General features: G+C 43.1%; 17 protein-coding genes. 11 read left to right on the forward strand and 6 right to left on the reverse strand.

Annotation, left to right across the window (positions count from 1 at the left end):
• Nucleotides 1-43: 43 nt before the first annotated feature.
• The 8 genes from gmk (at nucleotide 44) to Q6344_11890 (ending at nucleotide 11583) form a co-directional block, all read left to right on the forward strand.
• Entirely contained in the window at nucleotides 44-670 is a 627-nt protein-coding gene (gene gmk / locus Q6344_11855) for a guanylate kinase (GenBank protein ID WLG13284.1), read from the forward strand.
• A 197-nt stretch (nucleotides 671-867) separates the two neighbouring features.
• Complete coding sequence (rpoZ, locus tag Q6344_11860) at nucleotides 868-1128, forward strand: DNA-directed RNA polymerase subunit omega (protein ID WLG13285.1); 261 nt, start codon at nucleotides 868-870, stop codon at nucleotides 1126-1128.
• Between the two features lie 412 nt (nucleotides 1129-1540).
• Nucleotides 1541-3739, forward strand: a complete 2199-nt coding sequence (locus Q6344_11865; GenBank protein ID WLG13286.1) for an HD domain-containing protein — start codon at nucleotides 1541-1543, stop codon at nucleotides 3737-3739.
• Nucleotides 3740-3989: 250 nt separating this feature from the next.
• Complete coding sequence (locus tag Q6344_11870) at nucleotides 3990-4370, forward strand: RidA family protein (GenBank protein ID WLG13287.1); 381 nt, start codon at nucleotides 3990-3992, stop codon at nucleotides 4368-4370.
• A gap of 249 nt (nucleotides 4371-4619) precedes the next feature.
• Nucleotides 4620-6908 (forward strand): primosomal protein N', encoded by a 2289-nt coding sequence (locus tag Q6344_11875; protein ID WLG13288.1) that lies wholly within the window; start codon nucleotides 4620-4622, stop codon nucleotides 6906-6908.
• 235 nt (nucleotides 6909-7143) lie between these two features.
• Nucleotides 7144-8361, forward strand: coding sequence for a cation diffusion facilitator family transporter (locus Q6344_11880; protein WLG13289.1), 1218 nt, complete (start codon nucleotides 7144-7146; stop codon nucleotides 8359-8361).
• A gap of 555 nt (nucleotides 8362-8916) precedes the next feature.
• A complete protein-coding gene (locus Q6344_11885; GenBank protein ID WLG13290.1) occupies nucleotides 8917-9621 on the forward strand; it encodes a hypothetical protein in 705 nt (234 codons plus the stop codon).
• Between the two features lie 75 nt (nucleotides 9622-9696).
• Entirely contained in the window at nucleotides 9697-11583 is a 1887-nt protein-coding gene (locus tag Q6344_11890) for a monovalent cation:proton antiporter-2 (CPA2) family protein (GenBank protein ID WLG13291.1), read from the forward strand.
• 73 nt (nucleotides 11584-11656) lie between these two features.
• Here Q6344_11890 and Q6344_11895 read toward each other — a convergent pair whose 3' ends face one another.
• On the reverse strand, nucleotides 11657-12586 hold the full coding sequence (locus Q6344_11895) for a DUF2628 domain-containing protein (protein ID WLG13292.1): 930 nt from the start codon (nucleotides 12584-12586) through the stop codon (nucleotides 11657-11659).
• Nucleotides 12587-12886: 300 nt separating this feature from the next.
• Here Q6344_11895 and trmB point away from each other — a divergent pair, with 300 nt between their 5' ends.
• The 3 genes from trmB (at nucleotide 12887) to Q6344_11910 (ending at nucleotide 16987) form a co-directional block, all read left to right on the forward strand.
• Nucleotides 12887-13738 carry a tRNA (guanosine(46)-N7)-methyltransferase TrmB gene (gene trmB / locus Q6344_11900; protein ID WLG13293.1) on the forward strand — a complete coding sequence of 284 codons (852 nt, stop codon included), beginning with the start codon at nucleotides 12887-12889 and terminating at the stop codon, nucleotides 13736-13738.
• A gap of 1029 nt (nucleotides 13739-14767) precedes the next feature.
• Complete coding sequence (gene recA, locus Q6344_11905; protein ID WLG13294.1) at nucleotides 14768-15820, forward strand: recombinase RecA; 1053 nt, start codon at nucleotides 14768-14770, stop codon at nucleotides 15818-15820.
• Nucleotides 15821-15877: 57 nt separating this feature from the next.
• Nucleotides 15878-16987, forward strand: coding sequence for a regulatory protein RecX (locus Q6344_11910; protein ID WLG13295.1), 1110 nt, complete (start codon nucleotides 15878-15880; stop codon nucleotides 16985-16987).
• 65 nt (nucleotides 16988-17052) lie between these two features.
• Here the strand turns inward: Q6344_11910 and Q6344_11915 are convergent, their stop codons facing one another.
• The 5 genes from Q6344_11915 to folP all read right to left on the reverse strand — a co-directional run bounded on the left by Q6344_11915 (nucleotide 17053) and on the right by folP (nucleotide 21592).
• Complete coding sequence (locus Q6344_11915; GenBank protein WLG13296.1) at nucleotides 17053-18510, reverse strand: anion permease; 1458 nt, start codon at nucleotides 18508-18510, stop codon at nucleotides 17053-17055.
• Nucleotides 18511-18817: 307 nt separating this feature from the next.
• Nucleotides 18818-19546, reverse strand: coding sequence for a YidB family protein (locus Q6344_11920; protein WLG13297.1), 729 nt, complete (start codon nucleotides 19544-19546; stop codon nucleotides 18818-18820).
• A gap of 302 nt (nucleotides 19547-19848) precedes the next feature.
• Entirely contained in the window at nucleotides 19849-20292 is a 444-nt protein-coding gene (locus Q6344_11925) for a hypothetical protein (protein WLG13298.1), read from the reverse strand.
• A gap of 92 nt (nucleotides 20293-20384) precedes the next feature.
• Complete coding sequence (locus Q6344_11930) at nucleotides 20385-20666, reverse strand: succinate dehydrogenase assembly factor 2 (protein WLG13299.1); 282 nt, start codon at nucleotides 20664-20666, stop codon at nucleotides 20385-20387.
• Nucleotides 20667-20695: 29 nt separating this feature from the next.
• A complete protein-coding gene (folP, locus tag Q6344_11935; protein ID WLG13300.1) occupies nucleotides 20696-21592 on the reverse strand; it encodes a dihydropteroate synthase in 897 nt (298 codons plus the stop codon).
• Nucleotides 21593-21723: the final 131 nt, after the last annotated feature.

Below are 21723 nucleotides of genomic sequence, written 5' to 3' on the forward strand. Positions count from 1 at the left end.
TCGCACAGATTTGACTAGCACACACTCCATTAGGACAAATTGTATGACAGGTTCATTATTTATTATTACCGCTGCCTCAGGTACGGGCAAAACCTCACTGGTAAAGCAGCTACTTGCCACGACTAATGACTTAACCGTCAGCGTATCACACACCACGCGCACGCCGCGTCCCGGCGAGATTGATGGTCACCATTATCATTTTACCGATGTCGAAAAATTTGTAACTGCCATCGGTGAAAACAAGTTTTTAGAACATGCTGAGGTCTTTGGTAATTACTATGGCACCTCGGAGCAAAGCGTGCGGACGCAGTTAGAAGCAGGCGTCGATGTTATTTTAGAGATTGATTGGCAGGGCGCACTACAAGTCAAAAAAATCTTTACTGACGCCATTATGATTTTTATTTTACCGCCAAGTATTGCCACTTTACGTCAGCGCTTATCGACGCGTGGGCAAGATACTATGGAGGTAATAGAGCAACGTCTGGCTGGCGCAGTGACTGAGATGGCGCAATATGTCCATTTTGATTTCGTGATTATTAATGACAATTTTGAGGTCGCTTTAACTGAGCTAAAAGCCATTATCGTGGCGGACAGGCAGACGCTTAAGCGTCAACAGCAGCGGTATCATCGCACCATCAGCAATTTACTTAGTAATAAAGTAGAAGAGTAAAGCAAGAACGAAATACTACTGTCAACTCAGTCGATGAGCGCTTATTAATAGATACGTTAATAGACACGCAAAAAGCAACTACGCGGCTGGGCAAAAAATGCTATAATGTCTCGCTATCCCCCTTTATATTTTGATATTATTTTTATTGAGTAGCGGGCAAGCTCCGTGACTAATAAAAACAACCGAGGTAGCTACATATGGCACGAGTGACGATTGAAGATTGTTTGGATAATGTTGATAATCGCTTTGAACTGATTTTAGTGGCAAGCAAACGTGCACGTCAATTGGCTAAAGGTATCGCAGAACCATTGGTTGATGTGGATAATGACAAGCCTACGGTATTGGCATTGCGTGAAATCGCTGCTGGTAAAATCACTCGCGATATCCTAAATCAGCCAGAGCACAACTTTGCCACCAGTTCATTAGATTTGGCACTGTCAGGCGATCATGGTTTTTAAGACACTGTATTATTAAGATACAGCATTGAAGATTTGTCGTATGAAGCCTATAAAGCTAACCACTGCCTTATAAGACAAATCCACACAGTGATGACATATTGACGAGAGACCACAGCATAGGCTGTGGTTTTTTGGTTGTAATGGCTGATTGCTGCGATATTGCTTTGACTGTTTTAGTCACCATTTATACCTGAAAACCTACCATTGAGTTAGAATTGCTAAATTTTTATAGCACCTGTTCGCTTAGCAGTTGACATTGAATGCGATTTACGATTAATTAGAGGATGGTCTACCTATTTTTATCTTTTTTCTCGAGATTTTTTATATTTATAGTATTCCAGCATTTATTCAGTCACCATTTACCCGATAGACAGTCAGGCAAACAGGTAATGGAAAATAGGATCGTTACTTTATGAGTCAAACCTTACCCAAACTCAGCCATCATTTAGTCGATGAGGCTCAATATAATTTACTGCGCTCAGTAGGTTACCTCACTGCTGCTGAACGCCGTGATATTATTGATGCCTGTGAGTTCGGTGATATTGCGCACATCAAAGATAAGCGTAAATCAGGAGAGCCTTATATCACCCACCCGATTGCGGTGGCCGAGATACTGGCAGGTTTTCGTTTGGATCGAGATACGATTATTGCAGCGATTTTGCATGATACGGTCGAAGACACCGAGGTGAGCGATGAGCAGATTGAGCAGCGCTATGGCAAAATAGTGGCGAGACTGGTCGACGGTGTGACTAAGCTAAAGTCGTCCTCACACAATAAACAGCAAAACAAAGCAGCCACCTTTCATAAAATTTTGACAGCCACCCTTGCCGACCCACGTGTATTGATTATTAAACTTGCTGACCGCTTACATAATATGTCGACACTGGATGCAGTACGCCCCGAAAAACAACGCACCACAGCACAAGAAACGTTGGATTTTTATGTGCCGTTTGCGCGGCTAATGGGTCTTAATGATATTGCCGATTATATCGAGGTGCTCTGTTACCGTAACCTTGATTCTGACATGTACAACAAACTGTCTGACAAGCTACTACAGCACGGGCTTGGGCGTAACTTTCAAAGAGAGGCCATCCATCGCTACTTGAGTATTGTCCTCAATAATTTGGGGTTGAATGGTCTGGTTAAAGTTTTAGACAATCGCGTGGTCATCTACCGTCAGTTTTTCCGCAATCGCGGTGAAATCAATGCTCTACTCCGTCATTATGCCTTTGAGATTGTCCTCGATAATGTCGAAGCCTGTGACAAGCTGGCCTATTACTTAATTAAAAAATACCAGATTGATGACTCTCATATCGCTGATAATATTCGTCGTCCGCTACCGGGTGGCAATCAATCACTCACGCTTATCTATGAGCGCGATAACGATGTCGTCAAAGTGACGATTTTGACCAAGCAAATGCAAAGCGCAGCGCGGCTTGGTGTCATTGGTGCAGAGCATGCCTCAGACGTTAGCCAATCGGTTATCCAAGCCTCATTACGCAATATGAAAGACTTGGTCGATGAAGACAGCTTAGATGAAAATAGCCCAGACTTTTCAGCGGCAGTCTCTACCATTAATGAGCTGATGGATTACCTACACTCCAGTAAAATCATCTGCTATAGTCCAAAGGGTCGCGCTTATGAGCTACCACAAGGCGCAACCGCACTAGACTTTGCTTACGCTGTCGGACCGATGGTCGGCAATGTAGCCGTTGGCGCCAATATCGATGGCAAAAAAGCCAAACTTGGCACAGTCGTTAAGAATGGGCAGCTGGTTGAAATAGAAGTCAATAGCCACTCAGAACCAAAAGCAGAATGGCTAGGATTTGTCGTGACCAATAAAGCGCGTGAAGAGATTTTGCGTTGGTTTAAAGACTTGTCTCCTGCTGATAAGCAACACCATGGTCAACAAGCCTTAGATCGGGCGCTAAAAACCTATCAAAAAAGTCTCGATGACTTAACCGATAGTGATTGGAAAAACCTCACTGAATGGCGTGGCTTGACCGAAAAATCCGAACTATTCGAGCAAATAAGCTCTGGTACGTTATTACCACAGCTGGTGGTAACTCGCTTGTTTAGCGATGAAGTTAATGATTTACAAGCACAAGAACACAGCGATGATATGACCCAACCACAGCAGCTGATAGTCAATGCGTCTGGGGTTGAGCTTGATTTTGCCAATTGTTGTCATCCTATTTATGGTGATCCTATCGTCGGTCACTTGTCCCGTCACGGTCTGGTGGTTCATCGACACAAGTGCTTTTCACTTGACGATATTCGTAAAGACAATCCTTATCAGGTTATACAACTGCGCTGGCGTAATGACAAGGCCGTAAAACAAGGTGACGCTGGCGAGTATGACATAAAAAATACCGGAAAAATTCGCTTTCCAGCCTATTTAAAACTATCTATTGCCCTCAGCGACGAACAGATTACTGAAGTCATCTATCATTTACGCCAACTAAATATAGGGGTAGAAAAAGTAGACGTGCGTAGTAGTGACACCATCATCCATATCATCGTTCGCAGTCGCAATCATCTAGCACAAGGCATTCGCGAGCTACGCTCCTTGCTAGGTTTTCCAAACATCATCAGGCTGTATCAGCTGTAGTGCTGGTAACAAGGTGTAGTGCGTATGGTGTAGTGCGCGTGATACATTGCCACCAACACCCACTCAATAGAACATTGAATAATGGATTTAGAAAATTTTAGAAAGACCTGAAATAATGATAAACTGTGTTTTTTGATTTTTAACAAATAAACATAGAGCGTGTCATCATTTGCACGGTGAAAACCAAAATGTAAATGATGAATAATGCGCCCTTACCTACTAAACCAGAAAAAGATAAAAAGGATATAATATGACTCGTCAAACCATTCAAACTGATAAAGCCCCTGCTGCCGTTGGTACTTATTCACAAGCCGTCAAAGTTGGTCACACCGTCTATATTTCAGGACAGTTGGGTTTTGACCCTGATACCATGGAATTAAAAGAAGGTTTTAAAGCACAGGCTGAGCAAGTGTTCGAAAACATCAAAGCCATCTGTGAAGCGGCTGGTGGCAGCTTAAATGACGTGGTTAAATTTAACGTGTCATTAACAGATTTGAGTGATTTTGCTGTTTTAAACGAAGTATTCGTTGCCAATTTGAGCGAGCCATATCCTGCTCGTGCAGCTGTCCAAGTAGCGGCGTTACCTAAAGGCGGTGTGGTCGAGATTGAGTCAATTTTATATATTGAGTAACTTAAGCCGTATCATCATGTATATGGTAAGGCTTAATACATAGACGTACTTAATTCTCAAGTCGTTACGTCAAAAAAGCCACTGCTAAAAGGTAAGGCCAGAGTAAGCCCAAATATCACTATTTGGGCTTACTGCTATTATTCTTATCAATATTACGATCTAGTTATCTAAAAGCTGGTTATCTAAAGTCCATTTACCTAAAAACTGTTTATCCAAAAACCATTTACCTGAAAACTAGGAACGCATTCTATGTTGGTACAAGTTGCTCTACCCGTGCCCCTTTATCGGGTATTTGACTATAGCGTACCAGCAGATATCAACGCCTTATCAAGCCCTTCTTTACCTCATATTGGCTGCCGTGTCGAAGTATCCTTTGGTCGTCAAACTTTAATCGGTATCGTCGTCGCTCATATTCCAGAAGCAAATAGCAGCGTGCCACTTAATAAGCTAAAACCTATCAATAAATGCTTGGATGCTGAGCCTATTTTAGAGACAAGTATGCTAAAGCTGGCACATTGGCTGGCGCGTTATTATCACTACCCGCTTGGTGACGTTTTAGCAGTCATGCTGCCAACTCTCGTTCGTCAAGGTAAGCCGCTGGATTTACTGATTACCCATTGGCGAATTTTGCCACAGGTAAGCGACACTGACTTTCGTGCCAATGCCAAAAAACAAAAACAACAATTCGATATGCTTAAGCTGCATGGCGAGCGCGGCGCGAGTGAAGATGTTTTATTGCTAGAGGGCATGGAGAGGAGTTTTTTAAAGGCGCTCGAAGACAAAGGTTTAATCGAGCGCTATATTCAGCCCAAACAATCACCTGCGCCTGTTAAATTAGCAAAAATGCCCCTTGATCTTAATGACGAGCAACAACTCGCCGTTACCGCCATTATTGCGGCTCATGAAGCCAATCGCTACACGGGATTTTTATTAAATGGCATCACTGGTAGTGGCAAGACAGAAGTCTATCTGCAAGCGATGCAAGCCGTATTGGAAGCTGGCAAGCAGGTATTGATTTTGGTACCAGAGATTGGATTGACACCGCAAACGCGTGCGCGTTTCGCCAGTCGCTTTGCCGCTCACATTGTCCTGCTGCATTCTGGCATGAACAATACCCATCGCCTGCACGGCTGGCAAGACTGCCGTACCGGTCACGCTCAAATCATCATCGGCACGCGCTCAGCGGTGCTATATCCTTTTGCAGATTTGGGCTTAATTGTCGTGGATGAAGCGCATGATGGCTCTTATAAGCAGCAAGATACCTTGCGCTATCATGCCGCCGATGTGGCACTTTATCGCGGACTTCAAGCTAACATCCCTGTCATATTGGGTACGGCGACGCCGTCTCTTGAGCATCTAAAACTGGTCGATGATGGCAAGCTGGTAGAGTGCCAATTGCAAACTCGCCCCGGTAATGCGAAGCTTGCCAGCATGCAGCTGATTGATGCGCGCCTGCAAAGTACTCATCAGCAAACAACGGACGACGGCGCGCGCTATGATACTGGGCTGACCGATGCGCTTATTGGCGCCATACGGCAAACGCTAGAAGCGGGCGATCAAGTATTAATATTTTTAAACCGCCGCGGCTATGCGCCAGTTTTGCTCTGCGAAGCTTGCGGCTGGCAGGCAGATTGTCCGCGCTGCGACGCCCATTTAACCGTTCATTATAATAGCCAATCGCCATCTAATTCCTATTCAAGCAGCTCATATTTAAAATGCCACCATTGCGATTGGCAAGCCTATATTCCAACAGTTTGCCCTGATTGTGGCAGTCAAAATTTGGATGCTAAAGGAATGGGCACGACAAGGCTCAGCGAAAACCTGCATGCGATTTTTGCCAATCCGCAAACCAGCAAAGAGTTGTACCCCATTATCCAAATCGATCGCGATACCACCAGGCGTAAAGACAGCTGGGAGCATATCTATCAGCGTATCAATGAAGGCAAGCCTGCCATCTTGGTTGGTACGCAGATGGTCGCCAAAGGTCATCATTTCCCCAATGTTACGCTTGTCTGCTTGCCCAATGCTGATCGTGGCTTTTTATCAGCCGACTTTCGCTCGCCGGAACATACTGCACAGCTCATGATTCAGGTCGCAGGACGTGCGGGTCGTGGTGATAAATCGGGGCGCGTACTCATTCAAACATTGCAACCTGACAATGAGCTGTTATTAAAACTGGTCAAAGATGGTTATTTATCATTCGCGCGTGAGCTACTGCAAGAGCGTAAAATGATGGGCTTGCCGCCGCACAGTCATGCTGCCCTGATACGCTGTGAAGGCAAAACCCTTGCTCCTACAACGCAGGCTCTTAAAGATGCGATTGCTATTTTGCCAAATGGGCATAGTCTTGCCGTCCTCGGTCCTATTGATGCACCAATGAGTAAAAAGAACAGCCGCTACCATGTGCAGTTGCTGCTGTTAGGAAAAAGTCGACAGCAATTACATCAGGTATTAAGCCAGTGGTGGCAGCCTGTACTTACTTTGCCAAGTGCCAAATATCTGAAGCTGACCTTGGATATCGACCCTATTGGTTGGTAGCCGCCAGCTCCTAACTATCACTCTCTAAGCCCAATCACTCTTCTATAGCTCGCCGTCAATAAAGAGGGTTATTCAAAATAGACAATTCATCGTTTACCGCCTAGATACAGCACGCCTTTATTAAATGTGCTAAATTCTTTGTATCTGTCTGGTTTGAGCATAGCAAGCACAGCTCCATAAGTCATCAAAGTTTATCAGCAGTCAAAATTTCTCTTCTATCATCCTGAGGGTTGTTATGAATCACAATCACCCAAAACCTGGACACAATGATCATTCTCATGAGAATGCTGCGGCTGATAACCATAAGCACGGTCAAAAGGATGCAGAAGGTCATTATACTAAAGACAGTTATACTGATGATAATCAAGACAATCACGACCACGATAAACATCTAGAACAGACTGTCACTCCGCGCGATACCAAAGGCTATCAGCGTACCTTGTTGTTTAGCTTTATTATTATCACAGGCTATATGTTTATTGAAGCCATCGGTGGCTGGCTGACTGGTAGTTTGGCGCTATTATCTGATGCAGGTCATATGCTCAGTGACGCCGTAGCACTTGGCGCGACGTTAATGGCATTTAAGATTGGTGAAAAAGCAGCCACTCACCAAAAGACCTTTGGTTACAAGCGCTTTGAGATTTTAGTTGCAACGGTCAATGGTGCAACGCTGGTTATTATTGCCATCATGATTTTTTATGAGGCGATTAAACGTTTCAATTCGCCGCCTGATATTGCGACCCAAGGTATGCTTATCGTTGCTACTATCGGTATGTTGGTCAATATTTTGGTCGCATGGCTGATGCATCGTAGCAGTCGCGGTAAAGATACCCATGGTCACAGTCATGCTGGTAGTTATAAAGATAGTCGCGAGGACACTCACGAAAACACTCAAGGAAAAAATGCCAGTAAAGAACCAGTCAACTTAAATATGCAAAGTGCTTACCTGCATGTATTAAGTGACCTAATGGGTTCAGTTGCCGCTATTGTTGCTGCACTTTTGATGATGAGCTTTGGCTGGGTTTGGGCAGATGCAGTAGCCTCTGTGATTGTGGCGATACTGATTTTATTTAGTGGTTACCGCGTCGTGCGGGATTCGGTACATATCCTAATGGAGGGCACGCCAGAGGGCATATCTTTAGTGAATGTCGAAGACAAACTGCTTGCCCATCCACAAGTGCAAAAAGTCCATGATTTGCATGTTTGGAGTATCACCAGCGGTCTCAACGCTCTATCGTGTCACGTGGTCGTCAATGGCGAAATGAGTATTTATGAATCCAGTATCCTGATTAGCAGTTTAGAGCAAAGCCTCCTTGAGCTCGGCATCCATCATGCGACCATTCAGGTAGAAAGCGCATCACATCCGCAGACTGAGGCACATAGCGATGCGCTGGTCTGCGATATCTCAGAACAACAAACAGAGGGTAATAATCATATTGGTCACAATCATTAAGCATGAGACATTGAAAAGACCATTCTTTATTCAAATATCAATTTAAACGTTGCCTATGATTGGCGACGTTTTATCAAGTGGTGGAAATCATAACGTCATATGCACCAAATTAGCCAAAGCGTTGTTATTGACCAAATACCCAACCCCAACGATAAGAATATGATTCGAATCCAAAAATCTCATGCGTCAGTCCTGATGTGCGTTACATAATCAGATGTCAAATAATCAGATGCCATATATGACGCAAGCAGCAACCAAAATCCAAATAACAGCGCCAGTCCTGCCCCGAAAACCCTTAAAATTATTTTTCTAAAAGTCTTCAATAATCCGCGCAACTTACTATCAGCGGACGAATCATCGTGCATGAATTTAACTTATTATGCGCCGACATAAACAGGCTTTATTTTAAATAAGCTGATATCACACCGATTTTTAGCATTGTAATGGCATGTTAAAAATGATGGGAAATTTAGCCTCGCCGCCATATTTTTCATATAAATTCTGTATACTTAAAGCTGAAATACCCAATTTACCACTAATGGATTATTTTCTGCCATGTCGAGACGCTCAGCTCCTTTTGTTGCTCCAAGCCACATTGATGACCCTATCTCAGCAGAGGGTAAAAAGCATGCCAAAGCATTGTTATCAACATTGCAAGAAGACATTGCTAGCTTTCGAGATGAGCAGTTTCCGCCTGATATTTTGCGTCAAATTCGTGATATGCCAATTTATGAAGGCAATATTGCCGAAGTCCAAGCCTATCAGCAGCGTTGGCATAATCTTCTTGAGCGCGCCATGGCGTTTTATCCTGCTGCCAATCTACCGCCCGATCATCTGCCGCTACCAGCCAGCCTTGAGATACCGCAATTTATCTATCATGTTCAAAGGCTACATTTGACCAAGACTCGTGCAAAAGAATCCAAAAGCTTCGGTTCGGTCGGTGCGCTTACTGATAAGTGTGGTGACTATAGTGCTGATGAAATTGCGCGTATGAGTGCAGTATTTGATAATGATGATGAGGCGCGTTTGGTGGCGCATCGTGAATTTATTGATTTGCGCGCCTATGTATTTTGCCGTGATAGCAAGGGCGAGATGCTGGAGCCTGAACGCGTACGTTTTTATCGAACGGGTCTTATCGTCCATGCGCTGCCCGATTTCAAAATCGTAGACAGTCGCCAGACCCCGCGTAAGCGCCGTAACGATGCTTATAACAATCCACTTGCCGATAATGGTGTGTGGAAGATTTATCGTAAAAAATAACGTATGCTAAGATTTTTTATTTTTGCCATGCCCATATTGTACCGCTTATTTTATCATGATTGCTAAGGATTCCAGATGTTCGCTGCCGCCACCGGCTCACCAAATTTAATGTTACAAGCTACAATCTTCTTAGGAGCAGCCCTGCTCTTTGTACCCCTTGGTAAACGTTTTGGCATTGCGACGGTTTTAGGTTATCTCATTACAGGATTGATATTGGGGCCCAGTGGTCTGGACGTCGCAGGCGATGCTGAGAGCTTGTTACACTTCTCTGAGTTTGGCGTGGTCATGCTGCTATTCATTATCGGGCTTGAGCTGCAACCCTCGCGGCTTTGGGCACTACGGCGCTCGATATTTGTCCTCGGTGGTTTGCAAGTCGGTCTGACTGGCACATTATTAATGGGGCTGTTACATCAAATTTTTGGCTTACAGCTCGATACTGCTTTTATCGTCGGTTTTGGCCTTGCCTTGTCATCCACAGCTTTTGTACTACAAATACTGACGGAAAAACAGCAGCTTTCTAGCACCCACGGTCGTGAAGCGTTCACGATTTTATTATTCCAAGATATTGCGGTTATCCCTTTGCTAGCCGTCATTCCTTTCCTATCAGGGGTGCGCGAACAAAGTTATGATTTGATTTATTTTGGCAAAGTTTTTGCGGTTTTTGCTGGACTGATTTTTGCTAGTCGTTATGTCGTTCGTCCCTTCTTTAAGTTTGTAGCCTCTAGTGGCGCATCAGAACTGCTGACCGCCGTTGCGCTATTTATCGTGATGGGTGTGTCTATTTTGATGGGCCAAATTGGTTTATCCATGGCATTAGGTGCTTTTTTGACAGGGGTACTGCTTGCAGATTCTGAGTATCGCCATGAGCTAGAAGCCAGTATTGAGCCGTTTAAAGGATTGCTACTTGGCTTGTTTTTTATGTCGGTCGGTATGCTGACTGATGTCAAACTTATCTTGGCAAAACCTATCTTTATCATCGGCTGTGCAATGGCATTGATGGCGATCAAATTTGGTGTCATTACCGCCATTGCAAAGATATCAGGCAATCGCTGGCCAACCAGCATCAGACTGGGTGTGACACTCGCTCAAGGTGGTGAATTTGCTTTTGTCTTATTCAGTGTCGCTACTGCTCAAAATGTGTTGCGCCCTGAGCTTGCTAACACCCTGAACCTTATCGTCACTATCTCTATGGCACTCACACCGCTGGCATTTTTGTTACTTGAGAAAATCGGTGAGCCTTTATTTGCCAAAAGCAAACCAAGCCGCGAATACGATGCCATCCCCGATCATGAACATCAGGTCATTATTGCTGGCTTTGGGCGCGTCGGTCAGATTATCGGTCGTGTACTACGCATGCATAATATCGAATTTACCGCCATTGAACGCTCAGCGAATCGCGTCGATTTCGTTCGTAAATTTGGTAACCAAGTCTATTACGGCGACCCAAAAAACCCTGAGATATTGCGCGCGGCTGGTATTAAAAAAGCCCGTGTGTTCATTTTAGCCATCGATGACTTAGAGCGCTCTATCACCACGGCTCAATACTTACGTAAAAACTATCCAGACTTGATTGTCTTGGCACGGGCACGTGACCGTCAGCATTATTATCGATTGCGTGAGGTCGGTGTGCGTCATATTTGGCGTGAGACTTACCTATCGTCCTTGGATATGTCGCGTGAATCGCTACAACTGCTTGGCATCTCACCAGAAAAAGCGCGCGAGACGGTGCAAACTTTCCGTGATTACGACGATGACTTGATTGAACGTCAGCAAGCGATCTATGATGATGAAGCCAGCATGATTGAATCCGCACAATCAGCGATGGCAGAGCTAGAAAGCTTGTTTGATGAAGACATTGATAAAGCCCGAAAAATGGACTTAACAGATTTTTATGACGCGCTAAAAAGTAAAGCAACACCCGTTGATAAAAAGGACGATGTTGCAACTGACTCTAACACCTAAATATTTATATATTTTAAAGCGTGTTTGATGATTCACAAATAGTCAGTGTCATGGTTAAATCATCAAACATGCCCTAATCGGGCATACAGCTTGCTGGTGCCAGTTTCTTATTTAGTGAACTTGTACAGTTCCAACTATCGCTGTCTGGCACATGGTAAAAAACCAGTGTCTGCTGATTTAGATAGCGGATAGGGAACTGAACATTTTGTATGGTCGCAATGACTGCACAATCCGTTTCTACTACGCCAGCGGCCTTTTTATCGATATCAATTCGTATCTGCTGAGTGCCTGTATCGATAGGCAAATGAATCGGACATTGCCCTGTCTGTTGATAAATCAGTGCCACACGATTTTGTGCCGTTTTGGCTGTATCATACGCATCGAACAGCACTTCATTGGCCTTTGGCTTGGCAATAATTGGTAAAAACTGTATCTTAACAACCATTAAAGCAAAAGCAAAAATACCAAACCCCAATCCTAACCCAAATAGACTGACACCACCTTCTCGGCGCAGATGCGCCTTTTGCGCTGCTTCATCACGCGGATAATCATCGATAGCATCTGCAATTTCACGTCGCGCCATGCGGTAATAATACGCATCCGTCCAACGCGCCACCATAAACGACCAAAATAACCAAATGAGCGCAGCAATACCTATGCGTGTCGCCATTTGGTAAGCATCAGGGATAAAAGACATCGCCAAAAATTCAAACGCAACCAATACCAGTGCCACATTGAGCTGAATAAACGACCAGCCTGCCACGCTATAGACAATCGCATCCATATAGCGTTTGCGATAGAGGAGCCAAGGAAAGGTTACGAAAAATGCTGCCCAATGCCATTTTGGCGACAGATAACCTTGCGCATCGAACTGCTCAAAACGTTTCAGATAATAGTGCTGGCTACGATGACCGATGAACCATTTATCGAGTTGTGTACGCTTAGCAGGAGTCAGCTGTTCTTGGTAAAAAGGGGGTGGCGAATCCGTCTCGATAAATAGCATAGTGATGACCCCTATTAACGATGAAGAAAAATTTAAATCCATTACTCACTTTATATGATAACGCCAAAACCGATGCACAAAACAGTAAAACGACAGATAAATACCGTTAATTCAATGTAAAGGATAGTCAAGGCAGCCGAATGCCAATCTATATGTGATACATCAAACAAGGTCAACACTTTCACTTTTTTATGCTGAATGAACGATAACAATATTAAAAAAGCATTGCCCGTTCACAGCTGTATAGATTTAACTTATAATAAGCATACATCACCCATTTTATGAAGCCTTGTCAATCCTATGAGTCAACATCTTGATATTAATGATAACATCGATAGTACGAGTACTACTGATGAGCAAAAAGTCCTCAGTACTAACACCGAAAGCAATACTAATACTGACATTGAAGCCAGTATTAGTATTGAGAATAAGCCTGAAGAAAGCAGACATCTACGTATCGTAAATACCTTTATGAAACGACGTACGCACATGAATAAAAATGCCGAACTGGCACTAACCGCGCCAGAATTTGCTGAGTATCTGGTCAATAACAGTTTCGGTGATGGCAATCTTGATGGTATTGACAATCTACGAACGCTATTCGCTGATAGCCCTAACGGTAGTGAAGCACCGCTTACTTTAGAGATTGGTTTTGGACTGGGTGATTCGTTCATTGAGATGGCAGCAGCAGAACCTAACCGCAATTTCGTTGGTATCGAAGTGCACGAGCCAGGTATCGGTAAATGCGCCTATATGGCAGGTACGCAAGCGCTAACCAATGTCAAAATCATCAACGGTGACGCCATCCAATTGCTCAAGCAACTACCAGAAAACCATATTGATCGTATCCAGCTTTACTTCCCTGACCCATGGCAAAAAAAGCGCCATCACAAGCGCCGCTTCGTCAGTGCTGAACGCATGGCGATTGTGACTCGTAGTCTAAAGCAAGGCGGCTGGTTCCATACCGCAACCGACTGGGAGCATTATGCCTTTTGGATGGTTGAAGTGTTAGACGGTTTTACTGGTTTAACCAATCAAGCAGGCGCAGGTCACTTCACCGACCGCCCTGACTTTCGTCCAATGACCAAATTTGAGCGCCGCGGTATAAATAGTGGACATGGCGTTTGGGATTTAATCTATATTAAAAACTAGATTCAGCTCACTTATCTTCGGTGACTTCTGCATAGCGGCTAAATTATTTAGCCGCTTTTTTGTGCTTGCAAATTATCTAATGACAATATTATTTGATTTTTTTTAGCTACAACCCTTAATAGACAAGCTATAAGTATTTTTATTAAAAATAATAAATTTTTTTAATACGTGAAACATCGTCTATTTTCATAGAATTTTTAAATTGATAATGCTACATATAGGGGTAAAAAATATATTCCAGCGCCACACTCACAGGTTACCTATCTACTCAAACATTGATAGTACAAGGGATTCATGAGTTCTCCCCATAAGCTGTGGATAACCCTGTGCATAAGTACGCACTTGACAACAATTTCCCTAGATAGCTCAAAGGATGAGGTAAAATCGTTCATTTTTTATACGATTTAAAAAACCTTTTAAATCAGTAAGTTAAATGGTATTTCATAATACTGTAATTTATTTTCAATATATTTTTAAATTAAATTAATCCTCACTGATGTTTCACAAAAGCTAAATTTATACGCTTTATTTCTTGTGGACAACTTTTAATGCTATTGACAAAGGGCAGCATTATCCTATCCAAAATTAGGATGTATTCAGCAACTAGATTACACAAGCTATAACTTATATACAATGCGACAGTTAGTGTCGTTTAGCATCATCTAACCTTCTATATGCTCCTTCGTTTTTGTTATAATCACCTTATCTAATCAACCGCACTTTAGAAAACAGTTAAGGCTCAACGAGCATAATGTTACCTACAAATTACATCTGTTGCCGCTGATTATGAACTTAATTTTACTTTTATCGTTATTTGATTTTACTGTATAGTAGAGTGATATATCCTATATTACTGTCTACACCATCGATACCCTAACCCATTCATCCTAGATAGACATTGAACGAACGCTGCCTATTATGTAGATAGCCATCAGCACTATTGAGCCGTTAACCTTCATAGCTACAAACATTTTATTTATCATACCAAATTTATAGTTTTAACCAATGATTGAAGACAAGGAATCCAGTATGGACGACAATAAAGCCAAAGCCCTTAAAGCAGCACTCGGTCAAATTGAAAAGCAGTTTGGTAAGAATACCATCATGCATTTAGGTGACGACTCAGCTATTATGGATGTCGATGTAGTATCAACAGGTTCGTTGGGTCTGGATATTGCACTTGGCATTGGTGGTCTACCAAAAGGCCGTATCGTAGAGATTTATGGTCCAGAAAGCTCTGGTAAAACCACCATGACGCTACAGGCGATTGCAGAGTGTCAAAAACAGGGCGGTGTCTGTGCCTTTATTGATGCTGAGCATGCACTAGATCCAGTTTATGCGCGTAAGCTTGGCGTGAATACTGATGAACTATTGCTTTCTCAGCCTGATAATGGTGAGCAAGCGCTTGAAATTACCGACATGCTTGTGCGTTCTGGGGCGGTTGATATGATCGTCATTGACTCAGTTGCTGCCTTGACGCCACGTGCCGAGATTGAAGGCGAGATGGGCGACTCACATATGGGTTTGCAAGCGCGTCTTATGAGCCAAGCCCTACGTAAAATCACAGGCAACGCCAAACGCTCCAATTGTATGGTGATATTTATCAACCAAATTCGTATGAAAATTGGTGTGATGTTTGGTAGCCCTGAGACTACGACTGGTGGTAACGCGCTCAAATTCTACGCCTCAGTGCGTATGGATATCCGCCGCATCGGTGCAGTCAAAAATGGTGATGAAATCATCGGTAACCAAACCCGTGTCAAAGTCATCAAAAACAAAATGGCACCGCCTTTCCGCCAAGCAGAGTTTGAAATTACTTATGGTGAAGGTACCAACCACTTAGCCGAAGTGATTGACTTGGGTGTTGAAATTGGAGCCGTTGGCAAAGCAGGCTCTTGGTATAGCTATGGCGACGAAAAGATCGGTCAAGGTAAAGCCAATTCTGTGCTGTTCTTAAAAGAAAACCCTGCGATTGCGCAAGAAATCGAAGCTAAAATCCGTGAAGAAAAGCTTGGATCAAAGAAAGAGACCAAAGCCGAAGATAAAGCCAATGAAGCGTTGGTTTCTGAACCTGTACAATAACGGCGCAATGATTAATCGTTATCAATAATCATGACTTGTTATGAAAATTAAATTGTTATGAACATTAAAACCTTAGCTGAAATACTTGCTGAATCCGATGCCGATTCAGCGAGTGGTCCTACTATCAAATCAAAAAAAACTTCTAAACCCTCTGAATCCTCCAAATTTTCTCAGCATTCCTATCAAGGCGATCCTAAAAAAACAACTAAGACGCGCAAACATTCAACTTACTATCATGAAGACCACTCGTTATCTGACGATGCTGAATTTGCAGTAGAATCCGTTGAGGCTTACTCTTCTACCAATAAAAATCCTGCTAAAACTAAGAAACGTAAAAAGCGTTTTCACCCAGCGGCTAACTTTAGCCCTGAGCCTAGTGACTTGCCTGCTTATCAGCAACCAGAAGCGCAAAGTATCAAAGAGATGCTGGCTGAAGTTAAACAAAATATTCATGGTGAACCAGACGATAGCGCGGCTACTGATGATGAATTTAACAAAGAATCACAGTATACAACCGATGCTGCCATTACCAACACTTCTGTGCATGGCACAGTCGACAGTCAGATGGATAACCTACCTGCTGCTCTTAAAGCCTATTTGCGCACGCCTGAACAACGACAAGCAGAAATAGATAAGCTCAAAGCCGAAAGTCGTTTACGTTGGTTAGCTTTTTATTATTTATCGCGCCGTGAGTACGGCAAGGCTGAGCTTAAGCAAAAGCTTATTGATAAAGAGCAAGCCCCAGATAAAATTGATGCTCTACTCGATGAGTTTGAGGAAAAAGGCTACCAAAGTGATTATCGCACGACGCTCATGCTCATTCGTGAAAATATCCGTAAAGGTCGGGGACGCGGACGTATCAAGCAGGAGTTTTATCGTAAAAAAATTACCATGCCCAGTAATATCGATGAGTTAATCGATATGGCAAATGCAGAGTCAGAAGAGTTTAGGGAGTTTGTAGATGATAGTGCAGATAATCTGGTAGATGGTGTCGATTGGCTCAAACTGGCGGTCACAGCCCGCACTAAGAAGTACGGCGATGACATACCCACTGAACAAAAAGACAAAGCAAAGCAGCTACGGTTTTTGCAATATCGAGGCTTTCAGAGCGATATCTGTTTTGCCGCGCTCAATTATACGTTAGACACATTAGATGAGCGCTTTTAAGCCACCCCCACCTTTTTTTAAAAACACCCAGCTGTTACATAAAACAATATGCCTTGAGCGATCTATTAATAATAGCCGAGCACTTTCCACCAAATCAAACCAGCACCGATCCAAATGACTAAATTGACCACACTCATTATTGCACCAATACTCCACCACTCTCTTAACGTCACATAACCAGAGTTAAAAATGACTGGCGCAGTACCAGTTGCATAATGCGTAAGCGTCATCATGATATTGCCCGCTGCGGCTAAGATAAGCGCATATAACATCGGCGGTGCGCCCAAGCTTAAACCCACCGCATAAAATGCTGCAAATAGTGCAGTAATGTGAGCCGTGGTACTAGCAAAGAAGTAATGGATATATAAGTATACTAGGGTCAAAATAGTCACAGCACCGATCCAGCCAAGCCCAGTCGTGCCAATCATCGATTCGATATTGCCAGAGAACCAGCTTATCAGTCCAAGCTTATTAAGATAAGCGGCCATCATAATAAGGGCGCCAAACCAAATAATGGTATCCCATGCTGACTTCTCTTTTAAAATATCGTCCCAAGTCAGTACCCCAGTCAATATTAAGGTCGTCAAACCAATAAATGCTGTGGTAGTAGCATCAACGCTATATTGCTCACCTAACATCAATGCGGGAATATTCGCCCACAATAACAGCATCAGAGCAAATACCCCGAGCATGATTTTTTCTTGGCTACTTATTTTTCCCATTTCTGCCAAATTTTCCTTGGCAAAACCTTTTGCATCGGGCGTGATTTTAACATCAGGTGGATAAATTATATAAATGACTAACGGCATCACAAGCAGACATAGCATGCCAGGTACAAACATCGCCACTGCCCAAGTGGTCCATGACAGCTGAATATCACCGCCCGTGGCTTTATTCACCAAATCTACAACCAGAGGGTTGGGCGCAGTAGCCGTGATAAACATTCCAGAGGTAATCGGGTTGGCATGATAGTTCACCATCGCCAAATAGCGACCAATTTTATTTTGAGTACCTTCCTCAGGTGTTGAGTGAAAGCTTTGCGCGATAGACTTCATAATAGGGTGAATAATACCGCCGCCACGTGCCGTATTAGAGGGCGTAATGGGTGCTATCATCAATTCAGCCGCAGTCAAAGAATAAGCCACGCCGATGGTTTTTTTACCAAAAATAGAAATAAAGTAATAGGCAATACGTCGACCCAAACCCGTTTTGATCAAGCCACGCGATATCATGACTGCAATACCAATTAGCCAAATCAATGGACTTGAATAGCTTGATAGTGCATCACTAATGGCTTGTGCTGGGCTATCACTAGTCACGCCTGTCAGTGCGACTAGGGTGACGGCAATGATAGCAATGGCACCAATGGGTAATACTTTGCCGATGATGGCGACAATAGTGGCGATGAATAACGCCAGCATGTGCCATGCTTCAGGCGTAACGCCAGTAGGCACTGGTATCACAAACCAAATGATCAAGCCGACCAAAATGGCAACCGCTGCTTGAATAGGCTTAAATGGCATGATTAACTATCCTTATAAATGCTTATACCATCACGCAGTCATATTATATAACGGATTATCAAAGTAACCACGGCGACAAAAGACTCAATGAATCATATGACCATCTTATAAGATTTATAGAATTATTTTTCTATTATTCACCATTTTTAACATATCTATTTAGAATAAAGAGTAAATATTCAGTAATTGAGTACCAATAGTAGGGTTAAACTAACAGCCATAAAAAAGAGCACGTTGGATAACGTACTCTTTTTTATGGTATTAACTTTTTGGCATTAACGATTGCGACTTTCTTTAAAAGATAAATTTATTTTAACGCACCTAGTCGACTAGATAGTTGATTAATGATTTGATCAATCTCTTCATTGGCTTCAGATTCATTATCCAAATTGCCACTTGGTGTCAGCTGATTCATTACTTCTGGCAGCAACTCAGCAAGACCTTGACGGACTTCTACGTCATTAGCACCAGTATGTGCTGCAACCTGCTGAATCTCATTTTCATCGAATAACTGACTGATATCATTTGGATCAAGGTTGTCATTGTCTTGCTGGTTACTCATCCAAGAACGCGCTTGGTTTTCATAACCCATGCCTGTGATTTTCGATAATGCACCACTCAAGCCACCATTGCGTTTGATCCAGCTTAGTACCATTGGCATAAGTGCAGCGATTAGCATACCTTTACCACCGAATCCGCCTTTGGTACGCTGACCACCCAATACGCTGCCTAAAATATCGCCCAGACCACCAGCATTAGAATTGACACCGCCACGTTGATTGCCACCAGTAAGTCCACCGCCTGTTAACCCACCGAGAATATCATCTAAGCCAAAACCATTGTCTGGTTGACGATCATACTGGCGTGGATTATAGCCACCAGTTTGACTACCACTGCCTAGCACGCTACCCAATATATCCCCAAGACCACCTGTACGACGTGGATCAATGCGTTGATTTACAGGATTACGCTGCGCATCTTCAGGATCCATCGCACGACGGGCCACCTGACTAACCAAATTCCCTAATAAGCTCATTCTCGATTCCTTTTTGTCATATTATTTATTATCTATAAACCGCTAAAAACTTCGCTGCTAATTTAATATAGTAAGTAACATCTCGATTTACTTATGCGATTCACAATTCTTTTGCAATATAACAAATCTCTTTCGCTATCCAGATAGGTGTTTTGTTATGACATGTAGGCGTTCGTAAATTCGTGGAAAAAACCTCTCATTGGAAACTATAAAAAAATACTTCCTTAACTCGTATTTCCGGCGTTTATGTTAGGCATATTGAACATTCAACCATGGTACTGATAAGCACCATTCATGAATATTCAATACAATCTAGCCAAAATATTCAACTCTCGCCATTGTTCAGGTCTCACTTGATCTCGAAAGATGGTCACTGATAAAGAGCGCTGATAAGGCTCTATAACATTGAATTCAAAGCTTATCGCCCATCGATATCCAGAGACATTGATTAATTGTGCCTGCCATAGCTCATCACCGCGACCCGTACGGAGCAGTAGCTGCCAATGTTGATCAACACGATGGCTAAGTGGTGGCTGGCTAAGGTGCAGCAGTATGGGTCGTGATAATGTTAAATAAATAATCACCGCGGCGGTAACGATTAAAATAAGCACATATTGCCATAACAGTAAAGAAGCAAGCCATGCCAGTACAACCATGACGGCGGTCAACCCACTATAAAGCAGCAAACGAAAATAGCTGGCAGGCCGAATAGCCGTATCAATACGTAACGAATTTGCCAAGGTCATATTTTATCACCAAAAAAAACGGCAGACCATTATGTTGCTCAGGCCTATCTATGCCAGCTCTGGACAACTATTTTTTATATCTAAATCAGTCTTTAAGTCAAATCTTTGGTATGACGCCATGTCTTAATTTTATTGACTAACGCCCATATTTCTTCATTTTCTGGACGATTTTGATTGGTGAAATAATCCAACAAATCAGGGTCTTCATGAGTCAGCATTTCTGCAAACGTCTCTTGTTCAGCAGGCTCTGCCGTTAAGTAAATCTCTTTGACATAAAGGTCAATATAAAAGTCTAACTCTTTTAATCCGCGGCGTGCTTGATAGATAATGCGGCGCTGTTCATTGGTTGGTTCTGGCTGAATCGGGGTGGTCATAAAAGTACTCTCATTATTTTAAATTGGGATTAAGGATAATTATGCGCAGATAATTGACGCCATAAGGCGACTGCTTGCTGCATCATCGCCACATTATGGGTGCGTATAATGCCAGCGCCTTGCTGTAGGGCAAAGATACCAGCTGCCGTACCTACCACATCACGATCTACCGCGTTGGTAGTAGCAACGACTTCGACGCCACTCTTGCTCAATACTTCCGCTAAAAAACGTTTGCGCGAAATGCCAAACATCATCGGTAAACCAAGCGCTTGTAGCCTGCCAAGCTGGCTTAATAGTGCACAATGATGCTCATAATTTTTAGCAAAACCAAAGCCTGGATCGATAATAATTTTCTCACGCTTAACACCGATTCCTGTTACTTCGTCAATACGCGATAATAGCTCAGCCCTTACGTCACTAATGATGTCGTCATATTGTGCCAAATTATTCATCGTTGTTGGCTCACCGCGCATGTGCATCAGCATGATGGGTATATCAAGCTCAGCCGCTAGTACTGCTGCACCCTCGCGTTTGAGTGCGCGTACATCATTCCAAATATCAGCACCAGCGTCAAAAGCCGCTTTCATAACCTCTGGATTACTGGTATCAATGGATAGCCAAATATCCTCCCCGCAATGCCGGCGGATGGCTCGAACCACTGGCGCAACACGCTGCAGCTCTTCAGACGTGCCCACAGCATTCGCATTGGGGCGAGTAGACTCACCGCCAATGTCGATAATAGTCGCGCCCTCTTCTATCATTTGCTGACAATGCGCAACAGCCTTATCTACCGCATTGAACTGTCCACCGTCTGAAAACGAATCGGGTGTGACATTAAGAATACCCATAATATGAGGCTGCGATAGATCTAGTGTTTTATCACGACTTGATATCTTATAGCTGGGTAAGGGCTGAAATAAGGACATAACCAAATTATCTCTCATTAAAACATTCTAATTATTGCAGACTGCTTGTTATGCGTTGTGCTTATGATACCAGTAAACTCTATTCTGTACTAAACCCTTCACGAAATATGGACAACAAAAAAAGCCCTTTA

It is taken from the genome of Psychrobacter cibarius (genome assembly GCA_030686115.1).
GTDB lineage: Bacteria > Pseudomonadota > Gammaproteobacteria > Pseudomonadales > Moraxellaceae > Psychrobacter > Psychrobacter cibarius_C.